16 protein-coding genes are annotated in these 17490 nt (G+C 69.5%); 10 read left to right on the top strand and 6 right to left on the bottom strand.

What is annotated here, in order from left to right:
- Window positions 1-20: 20 nt before the first annotated feature.
- The 4 genes from AC11WY_RS15860 to AC11WY_RS15845 form a co-directional block, all read right to left on the bottom strand.
- Window positions 21-674, bottom strand: coding sequence for a glutathione S-transferase family protein (locus tag AC11WY_RS15860; protein ID WP_482927252.1), 654 nt, complete (start codon window positions 672-674; stop codon window positions 21-23).
- Window positions 655-936 carry an NfeD family protein gene (locus AC11WY_RS15855; protein WP_482927250.1) on the bottom strand — a complete coding sequence of 94 codons (282 nt, stop codon included), beginning with the start codon at window positions 934-936 and terminating at the stop codon, window positions 655-657. The genes AC11WY_RS15860 and AC11WY_RS15855 overlap by 20 nt, the downstream gene beginning before the upstream one ends.
- Window positions 936-1817 carry an SPFH domain-containing protein gene (locus AC11WY_RS15850; RefSeq protein ID WP_482927248.1) on the bottom strand — a complete coding sequence of 294 codons (882 nt, stop codon included), beginning with the start codon at window positions 1815-1817 and terminating at the stop codon, window positions 936-938. The genes AC11WY_RS15855 and AC11WY_RS15850 overlap by 1 nt, the downstream gene beginning before the upstream one ends.
- A gap of 75 nt (window positions 1818-1892) precedes the next feature.
- Complete coding sequence (locus tag AC11WY_RS15845) at window positions 1893-2771, bottom strand: hypothetical protein (protein WP_482927246.1); 879 nt, start codon at window positions 2769-2771, stop codon at window positions 1893-1895.
- Window positions 2772-2951: 180 nt separating this feature from the next.
- Between AC11WY_RS15845 and AC11WY_RS15840 the strand changes: the two genes are divergently transcribed.
- The 4 genes from AC11WY_RS15840 (at window position 2952) to AC11WY_RS15825 (ending at window position 8025) form a co-directional block, all read left to right on the top strand.
- Window positions 2952-4208: a DNA polymerase IV gene (locus tag AC11WY_RS15840; protein ID WP_482927244.1), complete on the top strand. Its 1257-nt coding sequence runs from the start codon at window positions 2952-2954 to the stop codon at window positions 4206-4208.
- A gap of 107 nt (window positions 4209-4315) precedes the next feature.
- Window positions 4316-5425, top strand: a complete 1110-nt coding sequence (locus AC11WY_RS15835) for a THUMP domain-containing class I SAM-dependent RNA methyltransferase (RefSeq protein ID WP_482927242.1) — start codon at window positions 4316-4318, stop codon at window positions 5423-5425.
- A 109-nt stretch (window positions 5426-5534) separates the two neighbouring features.
- Window positions 5535-6671: an aromatic ring-hydroxylating oxygenase subunit alpha gene (locus tag AC11WY_RS15830; RefSeq protein ID WP_482927240.1), complete on the top strand. Its 1137-nt coding sequence runs from the start codon at window positions 5535-5537 to the stop codon at window positions 6669-6671.
- A gap of 463 nt (window positions 6672-7134) precedes the next feature.
- Entirely contained in the window at window positions 7135-8025 is an 891-nt protein-coding gene (locus tag AC11WY_RS15825; RefSeq protein ID WP_482927238.1) for a hypothetical protein, read from the top strand.
- A 151-nt stretch (window positions 8026-8176) separates the two neighbouring features.
- On the opposite strand, the gene AC11WY_RS15820 is transcribed toward AC11WY_RS15825, so the two are convergent.
- On the bottom strand, window positions 8177-8380 hold the full coding sequence (locus AC11WY_RS15820; protein ID WP_482927236.1) for a YgaP family membrane protein: 204 nt from the start codon (window positions 8378-8380) through the stop codon (window positions 8177-8179).
- Window positions 8381-8630: 250 nt separating this feature from the next.
- On the bottom strand, window positions 8631-9785 hold the full coding sequence (gene argE / locus AC11WY_RS15815; protein WP_482927234.1) for an acetylornithine deacetylase: 1155 nt from the start codon (window positions 9783-9785) through the stop codon (window positions 8631-8633).
- Window positions 9786-9896: 111 nt separating this feature from the next.
- On the opposite strand from argE, the gene AC11WY_RS15810 reads away from it, so the two are divergent.
- From AC11WY_RS15810 to hypA, 6 genes are all read left to right on the top strand, one after another.
- Window positions 9897-10826, top strand: coding sequence for a LysR family transcriptional regulator (locus AC11WY_RS15810; protein WP_482927232.1), 930 nt, complete (start codon window positions 9897-9899; stop codon window positions 10824-10826).
- A gap of 96 nt (window positions 10827-10922) precedes the next feature.
- Window positions 10923-13367, top strand: a complete 2445-nt coding sequence (locus AC11WY_RS15805; protein ID WP_482927230.1) for a heavy metal translocating P-type ATPase — start codon at window positions 10923-10925, stop codon at window positions 13365-13367.
- Window positions 13364-13753 carry a Cu(I)-responsive transcriptional regulator gene (gene cueR, locus AC11WY_RS15800; protein WP_482927228.1) on the top strand — a complete coding sequence of 130 codons (390 nt, stop codon included), beginning with the start codon at window positions 13364-13366 and terminating at the stop codon, window positions 13751-13753. The genes AC11WY_RS15805 and cueR overlap by 4 nt, the downstream gene beginning before the upstream one ends.
- A 9-nt stretch (window positions 13754-13762) precedes the next feature.
- Window positions 13763-16015, top strand: coding sequence for a carbamoyltransferase HypF (gene hypF, locus AC11WY_RS15795; protein ID WP_482927226.1), 2253 nt, complete (start codon window positions 13763-13765; stop codon window positions 16013-16015).
- Between the two features lie 209 nt (window positions 16016-16224).
- Window positions 16225-17139, top strand: coding sequence for a hydrogenase expression/formation protein HupK (locus AC11WY_RS15790; protein ID WP_482927224.1), 915 nt, complete (start codon window positions 16225-16227; stop codon window positions 17137-17139).
- Entirely contained in the window at window positions 17132-17473 is a 342-nt protein-coding gene (gene hypA, locus AC11WY_RS15785) for a hydrogenase maturation nickel metallochaperone HypA (RefSeq protein WP_482927222.1), read from the top strand. Before AC11WY_RS15790 ends, hypA begins: the two co-directional genes overlap by 8 nt.
- Window positions 17474-17490 lie beyond the last annotated feature (17 nt).

Genomic DNA, 17490 nt, shown 5'->3' with positions numbered 1-17490 from the left:
CTTGGCCCCGGTGAAATCCGTCACGGCCAGTTCCGCGCGAACACCGCGCGCATCTCGGGCCGCGCCGCCACCGCCTCGGCGATCCGCACCAGTTCCGGCAGTTCGGCCGCGAACCACGCGCGGCCCGGCTGCCACCGCGTCATCACCGCGACGTAAAGATCCAGCGCCGTGAACCGCTGGCCCAGCACCCAGGGCCCGCCGCGCCGCGCCGCTTCTTCCGCCAGCAGCCGCCACAGCCGCCCGCGCCCGGCCACCACCCGCGCCCGATACTCGGCCACCTCAGGTTCCGGCACCAGCCGCTCGGCCGCGTCCGCATAGGCCCCGGCGGGGTAGATCGACGACACCATGAACACCAACCAGCGCAGAAAGGCCGCGCGGTCGGCATCCCCCGGTGCGGGCACCAGGTCGGTCCGCCCCGTCACCTCGGCCAGATAGAGCGTCATTGCCGCGCTTTCGCCCATCGCCTCGCCCGAGGGCTGCACCAGTGTCGGCACCTGCGCCGACGGGTTCACCCGCGCCAGTGCGGCCCGCGCCGCCGCATCGTGATAGATATCGCCCGCCGTCACCAGCTCATATGGCAACCCGTACGCCGCCAGTTGCGCCTCGACGATCGCCGAGCCCCAGCCGGGGTTCTGCCACAGCCGCCAGGGCCGCTCAGTTGTCGTTGATGTCACGGTCCCAGACCTTCACCTGACCCCGCTTCAGCCCGAAGATCGCGCGCAGCGCCAGCCAGGCCAGCAGCGACAGCACCGCGAACACCAGCAGGTGCCGCGGCAGCGAGGCGCCCATCCACCCGGCAGGCGGCACCCCGGTCCACAGGATCAGCCCGGTCAGCACCGCGCCGAGGGCAAAGCCAAGGAACACGAAGGCGGGCGCGATGATCTCGAAGATGCCGATCACGCAGCCCGCGATGACCCAGACCCACCACGCCAGCATCAGCCACGCCCTTTCAGCATCTTGAACGCATCGCCGAAGGCTTCCAGCGCCTGTGCCGGCACGATGATCGTCTGCTTGCCCGCGCCCTGCCCGACGGCGGTCAGCGCCTCGACCTGCTTCAGCGCCACCTGATACTGCGCCGCCTCGATCCCGTTCTCCTTGATCGCCACCGCCACCACCTGCGTCGCATAGGCTTCCGCATCCGCCGAAATCCGCCGCGCCTTGGCGCGCTGCTCGGCCTGATACAACTCCGCATCCGCGTTCAGTTCCACCGAACGCTTCTTGCCCTCGGCTTCCGTCACCTGCGCCCGCCGCGCCCGTTCCGCGTTCAACTGCTGCAACATCGCCGAGCGTGTCGCCTCGTCCAGGTTCACATCGAGGATCTCCGCCCGCGTCACCTCGATGCCCCAATCATCCACCATCGCATGAACATGCTCGCGGATCTGGCCGATCAACTGGGTGCGGTTGCTTTGCACCTGGTCCAGTTCCAGCTTGCCGATCTCGCTGCGCACGATGCCCGCCACCGTGGTGGCGATCGCGGCATCCACGTCGCGGATGCGGTAGACCGTCTTTTCCGGCTCGGTGATGCGGTAGAACACCGAGGTTTCCACCTTCACCAGCACGTTGTCCTGGGTGATCGCGTCCTGCGTCGCGGTCGGCAACTGGCGCTCCAGAATGCTGATCTTGTGGGCGACACGGTCCACATAGGGCACCACGAAGTTGATCCCCGGCCCCAGCACCGCGCGCAGCCGCCCGAACCGTTCCACCACATGCTTTTCCGATTGCGGCACGATCCGCACCGCCAGATAGACCGTCAGGATCACCAGCGCCGCAAGCGCCAGCGCCACTCCGCCGCTGTCCAGAAATCCCGCACCGTTCATCGCGTCCTCCGAAAACCCTGGGTCAAATCGGGTTCACTATGCCCCGCGACGGCCCGGGTGGCTAGACGCGATGCGTCAGGCCCGGCGGCGGCGGCGCGAAAGCAGGCCCAGCCCGCCCAGCGCGCCGATCAGCAACACCCCCGGCGCGGGCAACGGCACGATGCCCGGCGGCAGCGTGATGATCAGCGGCGTATAGGTCAGGCTCAGGCTCCTGAGCGCGAAGGAGTCGCTGCCCCCCGTCGCGCTGAACAGGAAGGCGCTGCTGGTGGCGTTGGCGAACACCGAGGCGTTCAGCCCGGCGATGTTCACCTTGCCGCTGATCACATCGCCATTGCCGATCACGCCGTTCTTGCTGGTGTCCGAGGCCCACTCGAACTGACTTTTCGGCACCCCCTTGTTCAGGTTGAAGTCGGTGAAACTCACCCCGCTCACGGCGGCGCTCTGCGACAGGATGACCTCGATGAAATCGACGTTGCCGCCGCTGCCGTCGATGCTGGTCGCGTCCTTCGGCAGGCCGGTCCTGGCGTCGGTCCCTTCCAGCGTGTTGGTGACCCCCGCCCCCGAGGAAGAGAAGTTCAGCGCGCTGGCAAAGATGTCCTGCGTCACGCCGCCCTTGCCGGGGGTCGTTGTCAGGTTGAAATTCTCGATCTGCTGCTGCGTCCCGGTCGGGGTCTTCACGTTCTGGCTCTGGATCCCATCCCCGCCTTTCGAGGTCATCCCCACGACCGTGATCGTCAGCCCCGTCGTCCGCGTGGTGACGCTGGTGGGTGATCCGATCTTGCCAACCGTCGTCTGCGATGCCCCGAGGGTGAATGACTTGCTCTGCCCGACCGGCAGCGTGAGGCTGCCCAGCGCCGACAGGTCCAGCGTCACCGTCGCCGCCCCGGCGCCCAACGGCACCAGCAACAGACAGAACGCAACGCTCGCTGCGGCAAGGCGTAACAGATACGACATCAAAGTCTCCCACCGGGCCGACGTCGGGGCGGCGAACCGCGAACCGACGCCGGCACCTGCCTCATATCAGCACCGTTCGGTGGCGCAATCAGGGCCCGATTGTGGCGAACCCGTGAACAATCGCACCCGCCGAAGCACCCCCTCCCCGGCGCCACCAAAGGCGCCTATACTGCACCTGCCATGCCCACCCTCTGCCGCGACTGCCTTTCCCCCTTCGACGGCGCCAGCCCGCGCTGCCCGGTCTGCCGCAGCCCGCGCCTGCTGTCCCATCCCGAGCTGTTCACGCTGCCCATCGCCCATGTCGACTGCGACGCCTTCTACGCCTCGGTGGAAAAGCGCGACAACCCGGCCCTGCGCGACGTGCCGCTGATCGTCGGCGGCGGCCATCGCGGCGTCGTCTCGACCTGCTGCTACATCGCCCGCATCCGCGGCGTGCGCTCGGCGATGCCGATGTTCCAGGCGCTGAAGCTCTGCCCCGACGCCACCGTGGTGAAGCCCCGGATGGAGGTCTACGTCACCGTCTCGCGCCAGATCCGCGCGCTGATGGAGGAACTGACCCCCGCCATCGAGCCGCTCTCGCTGGACGAGGCGTTCCTTGACCTCTCCGGCACCGACCGCCTGCACGGCCACCCGCCCGCCTGGCTGCTCGCCCGCCTCGTGAAGCGGATCGAGGCCGAGCTGGGCGTGACCGCCTCGGTCGGCCTCAGCCACAACAAGTTTCTCGCCAAGATCGCCTCCGACCTCGACAAGCCGCGCGGCTTTTCGGTCATCAGTCGCGCCGAAACCGCCACCTTCCTGCGCGACCAGCCGGTCCGCCTGATCTGGGGCGTCGGCGGCGCCACCCAGCAGGCGCTTGGCGCGGCAGGCATCCGCACCATCGCCGACCTGCTGCGCTGGGACCGCAAGGACCTTGGCGCCCGCTTCGGCCAGATGGGCGACCGGCTCTGGCACCTCGCCCGCGGCGAGGATCGCCGCCGCGTCACCCGGAACGCCCCCCTCAAGTCGATCTCGAACGAAACCACCTTCGACGAAGATACCGCCGACCGCGAGTTGCTTGACGGCCACCTCTGGCGCCTCGCCGAAAAAGTCGCCGACCGTGCCAAGGCGCGCGATCTGGCCGGGCGAACCGTCACGCTCAAACTCCGCCGCGCCGCCTTCACCCTGCTGACCCGCCGCCATTCGCTGCGCGAACCCACCCAGATGGCCGACACGCTTTACCGCGCCGCGCGCGAACTTCTCGGCCAGGTGAAGGAACTCGGCCCGTTCCGCCTGATCGGCGTCGGCCTGTCCGACCTCTGCCCCGATGCGATGGCCGACCGCACCCCCGACCTTCTCGACCCCGCCGCCACCCGCCGCGCCGCCGCCGAACGCGCCGCCGACGCGATCCGCGCGAAATTCGGCCCCGACGCCATCGTCAAGGGCCGCGCCCTGCGCTGACCCCAGACCTCGAATTTTCGCAGAAAATTCGCCCCGACGGTGCGCCACAAAATCGCCCCGGCCGAAAGCCCCTCGCCCCACCCCCGGTTTCGCGCTATCCCCTGCCGATGACCGACCCCTTTGAAATCTTCCTCGCCACCGCCCCCGGCCTCGAACCCGTGCTGCTCGCCGAGGCGCGCGACGCAGGCTTCGCGGGCGCCACCGCCATCCCCGGCGGCGTCATCTTCACGGGCGGCTGGCCCGAGGTCTGGCGGGCCAACCTCACCCTGCGCGGCGCCACCCGCGTGCTCGCCCGCATCGGCCAGTTCCGCGCCCTCCACCTCGCGCAACTCGACAAGCGCGCGCGAAAATTCCCTTGGGCCGAGACGCTGCGCCCCGACGTCGCCGTCAGGGTCGAGGCCACCTGCGCCCGCTCGAAAATCTACCACGCGGGTGCCGCGACCCAGCGCATCGAAACCGCGCTGCGCGAGGACTTCGGCGCGACCATCGGCCCCGAGGCCCCGATCACGATCAAGGCCCGGATCGAGGATGACCTCGTCACCCTCAGCATCGACACCTCGGGCGAAAGCCTGCACAAGCGCGGCCATAAAGAGGCGGTCGGCAAGGCGCCGATGCGCGAAACCCTCGCCGCCCTTTTCCTGCGCCAATGCGGCTACGCGGGCACCGAACCCGTCGTCGATCCGATGTGCGGCTCCGGCACCTTCGTCATCGAGGCCGCCGAGATCGCCGCGGGCCTCCTCCCCGGCCGCGACCGCAGCTTCGCCTTCGAGCATCTCGCCACCTTCGACCCCGCCGCCTGGGCTGCGATGCGCGCCGCCGCGCCGCCGCACCCCACCGCGCTGCGCTTCCTCGGCGCCGACCGCGACGCCGGGGCGATCCGGTCCAGCCAGGACAACGCCGCCCGCGCAGGCGTCTCCGGCCTAACGACGTTCCTCACCCAGTCCGTCAGCGACTTCAGCCCGCCCGAAGGCCCCCCCGGCCTCGTCATCGTCAACCCGCCCTGGGGCGCGCGCATCGGCGAGCGCAAGCTGCTGTTCCCGCTCTACGGCGCGCTCGGCAAGACGCTGTTGGCCCGCTTCAGCGGCTGGCGTGTCGGCCTGATCACCACCGACGCATCGCTCGCCAAAGCCACCGCCCTCCCCTTCGCCCCGCCCGGCCCGCCGGTCGCGCATGGCGGGCTGAAGGTGTTCCTGTCCCAGACCAGTCCGCTGCCCTGACCGGACGCCACCGTCCTTAGGCAAAACCTCGCCGTCGCCAAGGAAAGCATTTCTTTTTCCGAAGCCCGATCCGCGCGACCCTGCAACCACCCCGCCCGGAGGCCCGCCCATGACCCGCCACGACCCTGCCCTGACCCCGATCGAGGAACTGCGCGCCAACACCGCGGTGCCGTTCGAACGCGCCCATGCGATGCCAAAGTCGGTCTACACCTCGCCCGAGTTCCTGACGCAGGAGATGACCCACATCTTCGCCAAAGACTGGCTCTGCGCCGGCCGCGCCGATGCCCTCCCGACCCCCGGCGACTACCTGACGATGACCATCGCGGGCGAGCCCGTCATCGTGCTGCGCGACCGTGATGGCCAGGTCCGCGCCATGTCCAACGTCTGCCGCCACCGCATGTCGAAGCTGCTGGAGGGCCGCGGCCACACCCGCGCCATCGTCTGCCCCTACCACGCCTGGACCTACAACCTCGACGGCACCCTGCGCGGCGCGCCCGCGATGACCCTCAACGAAGGCTTCTGCAAGGATCAGATCGCCCTGCCGCAGGTGCGCTGCACCGAATGGCTCGGCTGGATCATGGTCACCCTCAACCCCGACGCCCCCGCCCCCGCAACGGCGCTGGCCGATGTCGTGAAACTCGTCGGCCACCTCCACATGGAAAATTACGTCGAGGCGTTCCGCGAGGAATTCCGCTGGGCCACCAACTGGAAGGTGCTGGCCGAGAACTTCATGGAAAGCTACCACCTGCCGGTCTGCCACGCGGGCACCATCGGCGGCACGGTGGACCTGCTGAAGATGACCTGCCCCGAGGGGCTGCCCGCCTTCAACTACCACTACATCATCAAGAACGACGCGCTCGACCTCACCCTCGCCCACCCCTCCAACACCACCCTGACGGGCGACGAGCGCCGCACCACCTGGCTGCTGTCGATCTACCCCGCCCTCTTGATCACCCTGACGCCCGGCTACTTCTGGTATCTCTGCCTGACGCCCGACGGCCCCGACCACGTCAACGTGCTCTACGGCGGCGGCCTCGCCCCCGACTGGGCCGCCGACCCCAAGGCGAAAGAGCACTTCGACCGCCTCAAGGCGCTGCTCGACGACGTCAACGTCGAAGACAAGGGCTGCGTCGAGAAAGTCTACGCGGGCCTGCGCGCCGGCCTCTCGGAGCCGGGGCCGTTGAGCCACCTCGAACGCCCCAACTTCGACTTCGCCAAGTGGATCGCGAGCCGGATACCGGCGTAAGACGCGACGGGCCACAAACCCTGCTCACGCACCACAGGGCAGCGTCCGACCGCGGGTGGGCGCCGCAACGATGCCGGTCTGCACTTTATGGCAACGCCGCCTCCCCGGCCCAGCCCCGCGCAAGAGCTACGAAGCGCCCGCCCAGGATGAGGAGGAACCGTCGCGCCAGTGGCGCGGCGAAAGTCCGACGAATGGCGGGCGCTGCCCGGCGGCGCTAAAGCGCCTTGTTCCGGGCAAGGGGGGCGGGTGGATGTCCGCAACACGGATAAACCGTTCGGTCGCTGTTGGACGATACCCTTGACTTTTTCCAGGTGCACTCCCAATCTCTGCATAACGGAGCACCCCCCGTGCCGTCCACACTGGCAAAGCCTTCCGGGCAGGTTAGTTTTGGCAACTGACAACCCAAATCAGTGCCAACAGGCCAAGTGGACACGCGACCCATAGGCACTGTGAGGGTTTCCTCATGCGTATGCTATTGAATTCTACGACGCGGGCTAAAAAGCTTGCGAAACTTCTTCGCGCGGCCTCTGGCTTGTCGCTTTCAGTCTGCCAGCAGCAGGTCGCCAGAGTATGCGGCTACCGCGATTGGCATGACCTTGAAGAGGTGGCGAGGACGCAAACTGGCACCGCAGAACAGAAAGTCCCCGTCGAAACTGAAGTCGACGTGATCGCAGCACTGGCGACGGGTCTGCAGATTTCGGCTGGGGATGTGCAGCACGCAATCGCGACAGCGCGGCTTTTCGGGACATCAGAGCCAGACCTGAACCATGCGTGCGAGGTTCGGCGGCGGCTCCTTGTGGCCGTTGACCTGCCTCCGTCGCGCCGGGGCGAACCCGGATGGGTGGTCGAAACAAATGTGCGGGGCCAGAAGAAAGAGCCTGCCATCATTCGTAGCACCGACGGGGCCACCACATTGATTACGCGCTCTTCCTTTTCGGCCTCGCGAGGAGACAATGAGATCAAAAGCCCCCGCGAGCCGTTGCCGCTGTTCATTCCGTGGCGGCTGTATTTCCCATATGGCATCTGGGCGGAAAGGGATGGGGCGAAGGTGGTGTTCTCGCGGGACTACTGCCCGATGTGGCGCATTCGCGTTGGCCATACGCCGGAGCGGCTGCACCCATGGGAGCGGATTGTGCACGAGTCGACACAGTACGTCTCGGGAGACGGCCCAATCAATTGGGACGACCCGGAACTCGAGGCTAATGCCATCGGCCTGCTGAAAGACCTTGGCGTCCTCTCGATGCCAAAGTTGGTCGATCTTCTGCCTTTGATGATCCGAAAGGATTGTGAGGTTGGCGGCGCATTAGCCGAGGCCAAAGTATGGCATATCAAAAACCTTGCGCGCGTGTCCTGAGCGCCACTAGCACACTACGAAGGCAAAGCAGGCTGTTGGAGTTGCTGCCTGCTTCTATGAAGCCGTTCGGATGCCCCGAACGGCTACATAACGCTCTGTGCAGACCAAACCGACCCCAAACCATGCCCTTCCCCAAGCGCACCCCGCCCCCTCACTGGAACGCGCAGCCGCCCTTCACACCCAGCGCCTTGAAGATCATCGCCGCCGGGCACCATCCGGTGACCGCCGACTGCATCATGTTCACGCCGATGAAGGCGGTGAACCACATGAAATAGGGCGACACCCACAGCGTCAGCGCGAGGCTCACGAAAATCATCACCCCGGCGAAGAACATCACGGCACGGTCGAGCGTCATGGCAGCATCCTTTGGCTGGCACCGCGACGGCGGCGCTTCCGGGCCAAGATAGCATCGGCGACCATTAACATTCAATATGTCGAATATGTATTTCTTGTCGCAGGCCGGGCGCCGACGTCGGTTCAACGTCGGTGTGTTTTCGGTGTGGTTTCGGTGTGGTTTCGGTGCCCCGATTTTCCAGCCTTTTCCGCCGCTTGCCGCCCGATTTCGCAAATCGCGCGCCCGCCGCGGCGCGCCCCGTTAACCGTTGCTAAAGGCCCCCCTCCAGCCGGTCGAGCAGCCGCGCCAGCATCGCCTCGCAGCGCCCCATCTGCTCCAGGCTGACGTATTCATCCGGCTTGTGCCCCTGCGCCATCGACCCCGGCCCGCAGATCACCGACGGGATGCCAAGCCGTTCGGAAAACAGGCCCCCTTCGGTGCCGAACGCCACCTTGATCGTCCCGTTCGCACCGGTCAACCCTTTGACGAAATTGACGACTTTCGCATCCGACGGGGTGCCGAGGCCGGGGTAGTCCCACAGCCTCTCCACCGTGATCGCCGCCTCCGGGAAGTCGCCCCGGACCTTCGCCACGATGCCTTCGGCGGCCTCACGCAGCCGCGCGATCAGCGCCTCGGGGTCGTCCTGCGCCAAGGACCGGATCTCAAAATCCAGAACACATTGATTGGGCACGATATTCACCTGCACCCCGCCGTTGAACTTGCCCACATGGATCGTCGTGTAGGGCACGTCATAATCGCCGTCGCGCACTCCCCGTTCCGCCACCTCCGCCTGCAAGTCCCTGACCGCGTTCAGAAAATCCGCCCCCAGATGCAGCGCGTTCAACGCCAGCGGCGCCAGCGCCGAATGCCCCTCGCGCCCCGTGCTGGTCGCCCGCAGCGCCACCTTGCCCTTGTGCCCGGTCGCGACCTGCATCCCCGTCGGCTCCCCCACGATGCACATCAGCGGCCGCACCGGCGCCCCCGCCAGCAGGTCGATCAGCGACCGCACCCCCAGGCAGCCGACCTCTTCATCGTAACTCAGCGCCAGATGCAGCGGCACCTTCAGGTTGCGCTTGCTCGCCGCCAGCGCCGCCGAAATCGCCGCCGCCACGAACCCCTTCATGTCGCAGGCGCCGCGCCCGTAGTAGCGCCCCTCCGCCTCGGTCAGTTGGAACGGCGGCCTGGTCCAGGCCTGCCCTTCCACCGGCACCACATCGGTGTGCCCCGACAGCATGACGCCCGCCACCCCGGATGGCCCTATGGTCGCATAAAGGTTGGCCTTTTTCCCGCTGGCATCGGGGATCAGCAGCGCCTCCACCCCGGCGCCCGCCAAGAGGTCGCGCACCCAGTCCATCAGGGCGATGTTGGGCTCGGAACTCACCGTGGGGAAGGCGATCAGCCGGTCGAGGATGCTGCGGGTGTCCATGCGGGGTCTCCTTGTCGCCGCCCACAGAACCCGAATTTCCCGGTGGGGAAAAGCCCCGGCCTTGACATGGAGGCCCCCGCCGCCACGATGCTGCAAAGACCGGAGGCCGCCTTGCCGCTTCGCTTCACCCTGCGCCAGCTTGAATATTTCGTCGCCGTCGGCGAAGGCGGCTCGGTCGCGCAGGCTTCGGGGCGGGTCAATGTCTCGTCGCCCTCGATCTCGGCCGCCATCGCGCAACTGGAAACCGAGTTCGGCGTGCAGCTTTTCGTGCGCCGCCATGCTCATGCGCTGGTGCTGACCGGCGCCGGGCGGCAGTTGATCGGCGAGGCGCGCAAGCTGCTGGCACAGGCCGAGGCGCTGACCGTGCTGGCCTCGGACATCGGCGGCGAAGTCTCGGGGCCGATCGCGGTCGGCTGCCTGACCACCTTCGCGCCGCTGATCCTGCCCACCCTGCGGCAGGCGTTCGAAACCGCCCACCCCCGTGCCCGCGTCACGCAGTATGAACTCGACCACGCCGACATCCTTGAGCGCCTGCTGAAGGGCGAGATCGACGTCGGCCTGACCTATGATCTTGCCGTGCCGGGTGACATCACCTTCCGCCCGCTGGCGACGCTGGCGCCCTGGGTGATGGTCGCGCCCAGCCATCCGCTGGCGGGAAAACCGGAGATTGTGCCCGAAGACCTGATCGGGGTGCCGATGGTGCTGCTCGACCTGCCCTATTCGGCCGACTACTTCCTGACCCTGTTCGACCGGATCGGCACCGCCCCGCTGATCGCCGAGCGCACCCGCGACATGTCGGTGCTGCGCTCTCTGGTGGCGAACGGCTACGGCTATTCGCTGATCAACACCCGCACCACGCTGGAAGAGGCGCCCGACGGCAAGCGGCTGGCCTTCGTGCCGCTGAAGGGCGGTGTGCGGCCGCTGCAACTGGGGCTGGCCACCACCCGGGCAAGCTATCCGCGCGGCGTCGTCACCGCCTTCGCCGATCTTTGCGCCGCCACCGTGGCGCGCGAGGGGCTGCCGGGCTGTCGGCCCGGATAGGGCTGCGGCATCCGGGCGCGGGGCTTGACCTTCCAGTGACGGGAAGCCTTATGTCATGTCGGCAACCCCGCACGGGCCCGCACGGGAAGGACCGCCATGACCCAATCCGCCACACTCGAAGTCGAAGGAATGACCTGCGCCGCCTGCGCCGGGCGGGTGGAGCGGGCGGCAAAGGCCGTACCCGGCGTCTCGGGCGCCAGCGTCAACCTTGCGATGAAGACGCTGCACGCCGATTTCACCGGCGCCAGCGATCCGGCGGCGCTGGCCGCCGCCGTCACGAAAGCGGGCTACGGCATCGGCGCCGCCGACACCGCGCTGACCGTTGACGGCATGACCTGCGCCTCGTGCGTGGCGCGGATCGAGCGGGCGCTGAAGGCCTGGCCCGGCGTCACCGGGGCCGAGGTCAACCTCGCCACCGGCACCGCCGTGGTGCACCATCTGGCCGGCGCCGTGACACCGTCCGAACTTGCCGCCGTGGTGAAGCGCGCGGGCTATGACGCCATGCCGATGCACAAGGCCACCACCCCGATCAGCGCCCGCCACGATGCCGAGGCGCGGCGGCTGGGCCGGTCGCTGCTCTGGTCGGCCGTGCTGACGCTGCCGGTTTTCGTGCTGGCAATGGGCGCGCATGTCATCCCCGGCTTTCACGCGCTGCTGATGCGCACGATCGGGATGCAGGCGGATCAGGTGATCCAGTTCGCGCTGACCACGGCGGTGCTGCTCGGGCCGGGGCGGCAGTTCCTGAGCCACGGTTTCCCGATGCTGATGCGTGCCACGCCCGACATGAACGCGCTGGTCGCGCTTGGCGCCTCGGCGGCCTGGGGCTACTCGACGATTGCCACCTTCGCGCCGGGCCTGCTGCCCGTGGGGTCGGCGGATGTGTATTTCGAGGCCGCCGCCGTCATTGTCACCCTGATCCTGCTGGGCCGGATGCTGGAGGCGCGCGCCAAGGGCCGCGCCGGGCAGGCGATCAGCCGGTTGGTCGGCCTCGCCCCCGTCACCGCCCACACCCGCCGCAACGGGGTGCTGCTTGACCTGCCGGTGGAGGAGGTGCGCACCGGCGACCTGATCGAGGTCCGTCCCGGCGAGCGCATCGCGGCGGACGGCATCGTCGAGGAGGGCACCTCCTGGGTTGACCGCGCCATGCTGACCGGCGAGCCCGCCCCGGTAGCAACCGGCCCCGGCGCCGAGGCGATCGGCGGCACGGTGAACGGCGCGGGCGCGCTGCTGCTGCGCGTCAGTCGCACCGGCGACGACGCGACGCTGGCCCGCATCATCCGCATGGTGGCCGACGCGCAGGGCGGCAAGCTGCCGATTCAGGCGCTGGTCGATCGCGTCACGCTGTGGTTCGTGCCCGCCGTGATCGCCATCGCCGCGCTGACGGTGCTGATCTGGCTGATCTTCGGGCCCGCGCCGAGCCTGGGCCACGCGCTGGTGGCGGGCGTTTCGGTCCTGATCATCGCCTGCCCCTGCGCGATGGGGCTGGCGACGCCGACCTCGATCATGGTCGGCACCGGGCGGGGGGCCGAAATGGGCCTCTTGTTCCGCAAGGGCGACGCGCTGCAACGGCTCGAGGGCGCGAAGCTGGTGGCCTTCGACAAGACCGGCACACTGACCGAAGGCCACCCGCGCCTGACCGAACTGAGCGTGACGCCGGGGTTCGAGTTGAACGCGATGCTGGCCCTTGTCGCCGCCGTCGAGGCGCGATCCGAACATCCCATCGCGCGCGCGATTGTCACCGAGGCCGAGGCACGCGGCCTGACCCTGCCCGACGCGACGGGGGTGACGGCAAAGCCCGGCTTCGGCATCGTCGCGACGGTTGCGGGCCGCACCGTCAGCGTGGGCACGGCCCGGCTGATGGCCGAGGCTGGCAGCGACATCACCGCCGTCGCCGCCGTCGCCGAACGGCTGGGTGCCGAGGGCAAGACCCCGATCCTTGTCGCGGTCGACGGCCAGCTTGCCGCCATCCTCGCCGTGTCCGACCCGGTGAAGCCGACCGCCCGCGCCACCATCGCCGCGCTGCACGCGGCCGGGGTAAAAACCGCGCTGATCACCGGCGACACGCGCGCCACGGCGGATCGCATCGCCGCAGCGCTTGGCATCGACCATGTGGTGGCCGAGGTGCTGCCCGAGGGCAAGGTGGCCGCGATCGAGGCGCTGCGGCGCGACCACGGCGCGGTCGCCTTCGTCGGCGACGGCATCAACGACGCCCCCGCGCTGGCGGCGGCGGATGTCGGTATCGCCATCGGCACCGGCACCGATGTGGCGATCGAGACCGCGGACCTCGTGCTGATGTCGGGCGATCCGGCCGGGGTGGCAACGGCATTGGCGCTCAGCCGCGCGGTGATGCGCAACATCCGCCAGAACCTTGGCTGGGCCTTCGGCTACAACGTGCTGCTGGTCCCGGTCGCGGCGGGGGTGCTTTATCCGGTGAACGGGATGCTGCTGTCGCCGATGCTGGCCGCGGGGGCGATGGCGGCGTCCTCGGTCATCGTGGTCAGCAACGCGCTGCGCCTGCGCCGCTTCGGGAGGAGCCAATGAACATCGCCGAGGTTGCCACCCGCGCCGGTCTGCCCCCCAAAACCATCCGCTATTACGAGGAAATCGGCCTGATCCGCCCCAGACGGCGGGCCAACGGCTACCGCGCCTTCGCCGAGGCCGACCTGCACAAGCTGGCCTTTCTTGGCCGTGCGCGCTCGCTGGGGTTTTCCATCGACGAATGCCGCACCCTGATGGCGCTCTATGAAGACCGCAGCCGCGCCAGTGCCGATGTGAAGGCCGTGGCGCAGGCGCATCTGGACGCCATCGACGCCAAGATCACCGAGCTTCATGCGATGCGGGGCTCCCTGGCCACGCTGGTGGCCCATTGCGCGGGCGACCACCGGCCCGATTGCCCGATCCTCGCCGACCTCGCGGGCGGGGGCTGACAGGCACAGATGCTGACAGGGCGGCGCATCCGGGTGCGGGGGCAGGTGCAGGGGGTCGGGTTCCGGCCCTTCGTCTGGCAACTGGCCCACCGGATGGGGATCGCGGGCGAGGTGTTGAACGATCCCGAGGGGGTGCTGATCCTCGCCTGCGGCCCGGCGCTGGATGCGTTCGAGGCGGCGCTGCGGCACGAGGCGCCGCCGCTGGCGCGGGTGGAGGCGGTGGAAAGCACGGCGCACCGGTTCGCGGTGGCGCCCGCGGGGTTCGTGATCGCGGCCTCGCAGGGGGTCGGCGCCGAGACGCGGGTAACGCCGGACGCGGCCACCTGCCCGGCCTGCGCGGCCGAGATCCGCGACCCGTCGCAGCGGCGCTTTGGCTATGCCTTCACCAACTGCACCCATTGCGGGCCGCGCTTCACCATCATCACCGGGCTGCCCTACGACCGCGCGCGCACCGCGATGGCGGCGTTTGCGATGTGCCCGGCCTGCCGGGCGGAATATTCCGACCCGGCGGACCGCAGGTTTCACGCGCAACCGGTGGCCTGCCCCGCCTGCGGACCCCGGCTGTGGCTGGAAGCGGTCGGGGCCGAGGTGCCGGGTGACGCGGTGGCACTGGCGGCGGCGCGGCTGACGGCGGGCGAGATTCTGGCGGTGAAGGGGCTCGGTGGGTTCCACCTCGCCTGCGATGCGCGCAACGACGGCGCGGTGGCGCTGCTGCGGCAGCGCAAGCGGCGCCCGGCAAAACCCTTCGCGCTGATGGGAACGCTGACGACGATCCGCGCCCATGCGCGGGTCAGCGACGCCGCGGCGGCGCGGCTGGTCGATCCCGCGGCGCCGATCCTGCTGCTGTCACGTCACGGGGTGGCGCTGCCCGACGCGGTGGCGCCGGGCCAGCCGGTGCTGGGCTGGATGCTGCCCTACACGCCACTACATCATCTGCTGCTCGACGCCTTCGATGGCCCGCTGGTGATGACCTCGGGCAACCTCTCGGGCGAACCGCAGGTGACCGGCAATGACGAGGCGCGCGAAAAGCTCGGGCATTTTGCCGACGCCTTCGTGATGCACGACCGCGACATCGTGCGGCGGCTGGATGACGGGGTGGAGCGGATGCTGCCCTCGGGCCCGATGATCCTGCGCCGGGCGCGCGGCCGCGTGCCGGAAACGCTGGCGCTGCCCGCGGGGTTCGCCGATGCGCGACGGGTGCTGGCGGTGGGTGGCCAGATGAAGGGGGCGCTCTGCCTGATCAAGCGCGGGCAGGCGCTGCTGTCGCATCACCTTGGCGATCTCGACGAGCCGCTGACCTGGGCCGAGTTCCTGCGGGCCGAGGCGGATTATGCCGCGCTCTTCGATCACCGACCCGAGGCGCTCGCCTGCGACCTGCACCCCGGCTATCGCGCCAGCGCCCATGCGGCAGCGCGGGCGGCGGCGGAGGGGCTGCCGCTGGTCGAGGTGCAGCACCACCACGCCCATCTTGCCGCCACGATGGCGGATGCGGGCTGGGCGCGGGATGCCGGGCCGGTGGCGGGGATCGTGCTCGACGGCCTCGGGCTCGGGGCGGATGGCACGATCTGGGGCGGCGAACTGCTGCTGGGCGACTACCGCACGGCGGAACGGGTGGCGCATCTGGCGCCGGTGCCGCTGCTCGGTGGCGATGCGGCGAACCGCGAGCCGTGGCGCAACCTGCTGGCGCGGCTCGACGCGGCGGGGCTTGGGGCGGAGGCGAAGCGGATGCTGGCCGCGCATCCCGTGGCGATCTTGCGGCAGGCGGCACGGGCGGGGGTGAACGCGCCGATCTCCTCGTCAGCCGGGCGGCTCTTCGATGCGGTGGCGGCGGCGCTCGGTCTGGTGAGCGGCGCCCAAAGCTTCGAGGGCGAGGCGGCGATGGCGCTGGAGGCTTTGGCGGCGGGCGTCACTGCGGCGCCCTATCCGTTCGGGGTAGAGCGTGCCACGATCGACCCGGCGCCGATGCTCGCCGCACTGGTCGCCGACCTTGCCGCCGGGCGACCCCGCGCCGAAATCGCGGCCGCCTTCCACGCCGGGCTGGCGCGGGCCTTCTGCGCTCCCGCGCGGGCGCTGGTCGCGGCGGGCCGCGCGAAGGCGGTCGCCCTGTCGGGCGGCTGCTTCCAGAACGCGACGCTGCTGGCGCTCTGCCTGACCGAACTCGACGGCCTCCCGGTGCTGGTTCCCCACCGGGTGCCCGCAAACGACGGCGGGCTGGCGCTGGGGCAGGCGCTGGTCGCCGCCGCCCGGCTGGCAGGCGACTGACCGCGCCAAAGCCGCAGGGTGCGACACCGTTGGCCACCCGCGCCCGCAGCGCGCCGCTGGTGGCAGGCGTCCCGCCGGTCTACACTCGTTTCATGCGTGATATGTCGCCCTGCCCGCCCTCGCTTCGCGTCCAGACGTCAGGCTTGCGGCCTGCCACGTTGCCTTGCGCGGGCAAGACGGCCGCGTCTGACGGCGTCGGGGGCTGAGCGATGGAGACGGGCGTCACCCTGTGGCTGGACCGGGCGGGGGCGATGCTGTCGGTCCGTGTCGAGACCGGGGCGCCGCTGCCGGTCGAAAAGCTGCTGATCGGTCGCCCGGTGGCCGAGGCGGCGGCGCTGATGCCGCGGCTCTTCAACCTCTGCCGCGCGGCGCAATCGGCGGCGGCGCATCTGGCGCTTGGCCTGCCGGTGCCCGAGGATGCCGACCGCCTGCGCGCCGAGGTGCTGCGTGACCACCTGATCAAGCTGTTCCTGACCTGGCCCAAGCTGCTGGGCCAGCCGCCCCGCCCGTTCCCCGCGCCGGGCACGACCGCCACCGCGCTGTTCGGGCCCGCCGAAACCTTCCCCGACAGCGCCGGGGCGTTCGACCGCTGGCTCGCCTCAGGCGCGGGCTGCGCCCCGCTGCTGACCGCGATCCGCGAGGCCTTCGCGCCCGGCGAGGCCGTCGCCGACCTGCCCGACACCACCCCCGCCACGGCGATGACCCTGTCGCCGCAGGAAAACTCCACCGCGCTGCGGCACCCCGGTCATCCGGTGCTGGACCAGATCGCCGATACCTACGGACGCGGCCCGCTTTGGCGCGCCACCGCCCGGCTGATCGACGCCGGGGCCTGTCTTGCGGGCACCCTTCCCGCGCCTTGGCTGACGCCGGATGGCACCGCCCTGACCCCCGCCGCGCGCGGCCAGTACGCGGTGCGCGCCCGCGCCGATCAGGGCCGGGTCGCCGCCTTTGCCCGCGTCACCCCGACCGACCATCTGCTGACCCCCGGCGGCATGCTTCAGGCCAGCCTCGCCACGTTGCCCGCCGCAAAAGCCGCGCTGGCGCCGCTCGTTCTCGACATTCTTGACCCCTGCGTGCCGGTCAGCTTGACACAGGTCATGGAAAGCAGGGCCGCTGATGCATGAGATGTCGTTGGCGGAGGGGATGCGTCAGATTGTTGTGGCTCAGGCGCGGGCGCATGGGTTTACGGCGGTTCGGGTGTTGCGGCTGGAGATCGGGCGGTTTGCGGGGGTGGAGAAAGTGGCGCTGGCGTTCTGTTTCGAGGTGGTGATGCGGGGCAGTCCGGCCGAGGGGGCGAGGCTGGAGATGATCGACCTGCCGGGGGTAGCGATGTGCTACGACTGCCTGCGGGAGGTGCGGATCGACGACCGGCTGGATCCCTGCCCGCTGTGTGGTGGCGGGCGGCTGGTGCCGGTGGCGGGCGACGAGATGCGGATCAGGGACATGGAGGTGGTGTGATGTGCACGGTATGCGGA

Source organism: Solirhodobacter sp., assembly GCF_964715405.1.
Note: the sequence above shows the minus strand (reverse complement) of the source record. Positions and strands in the feature narration are given on the sequence as shown.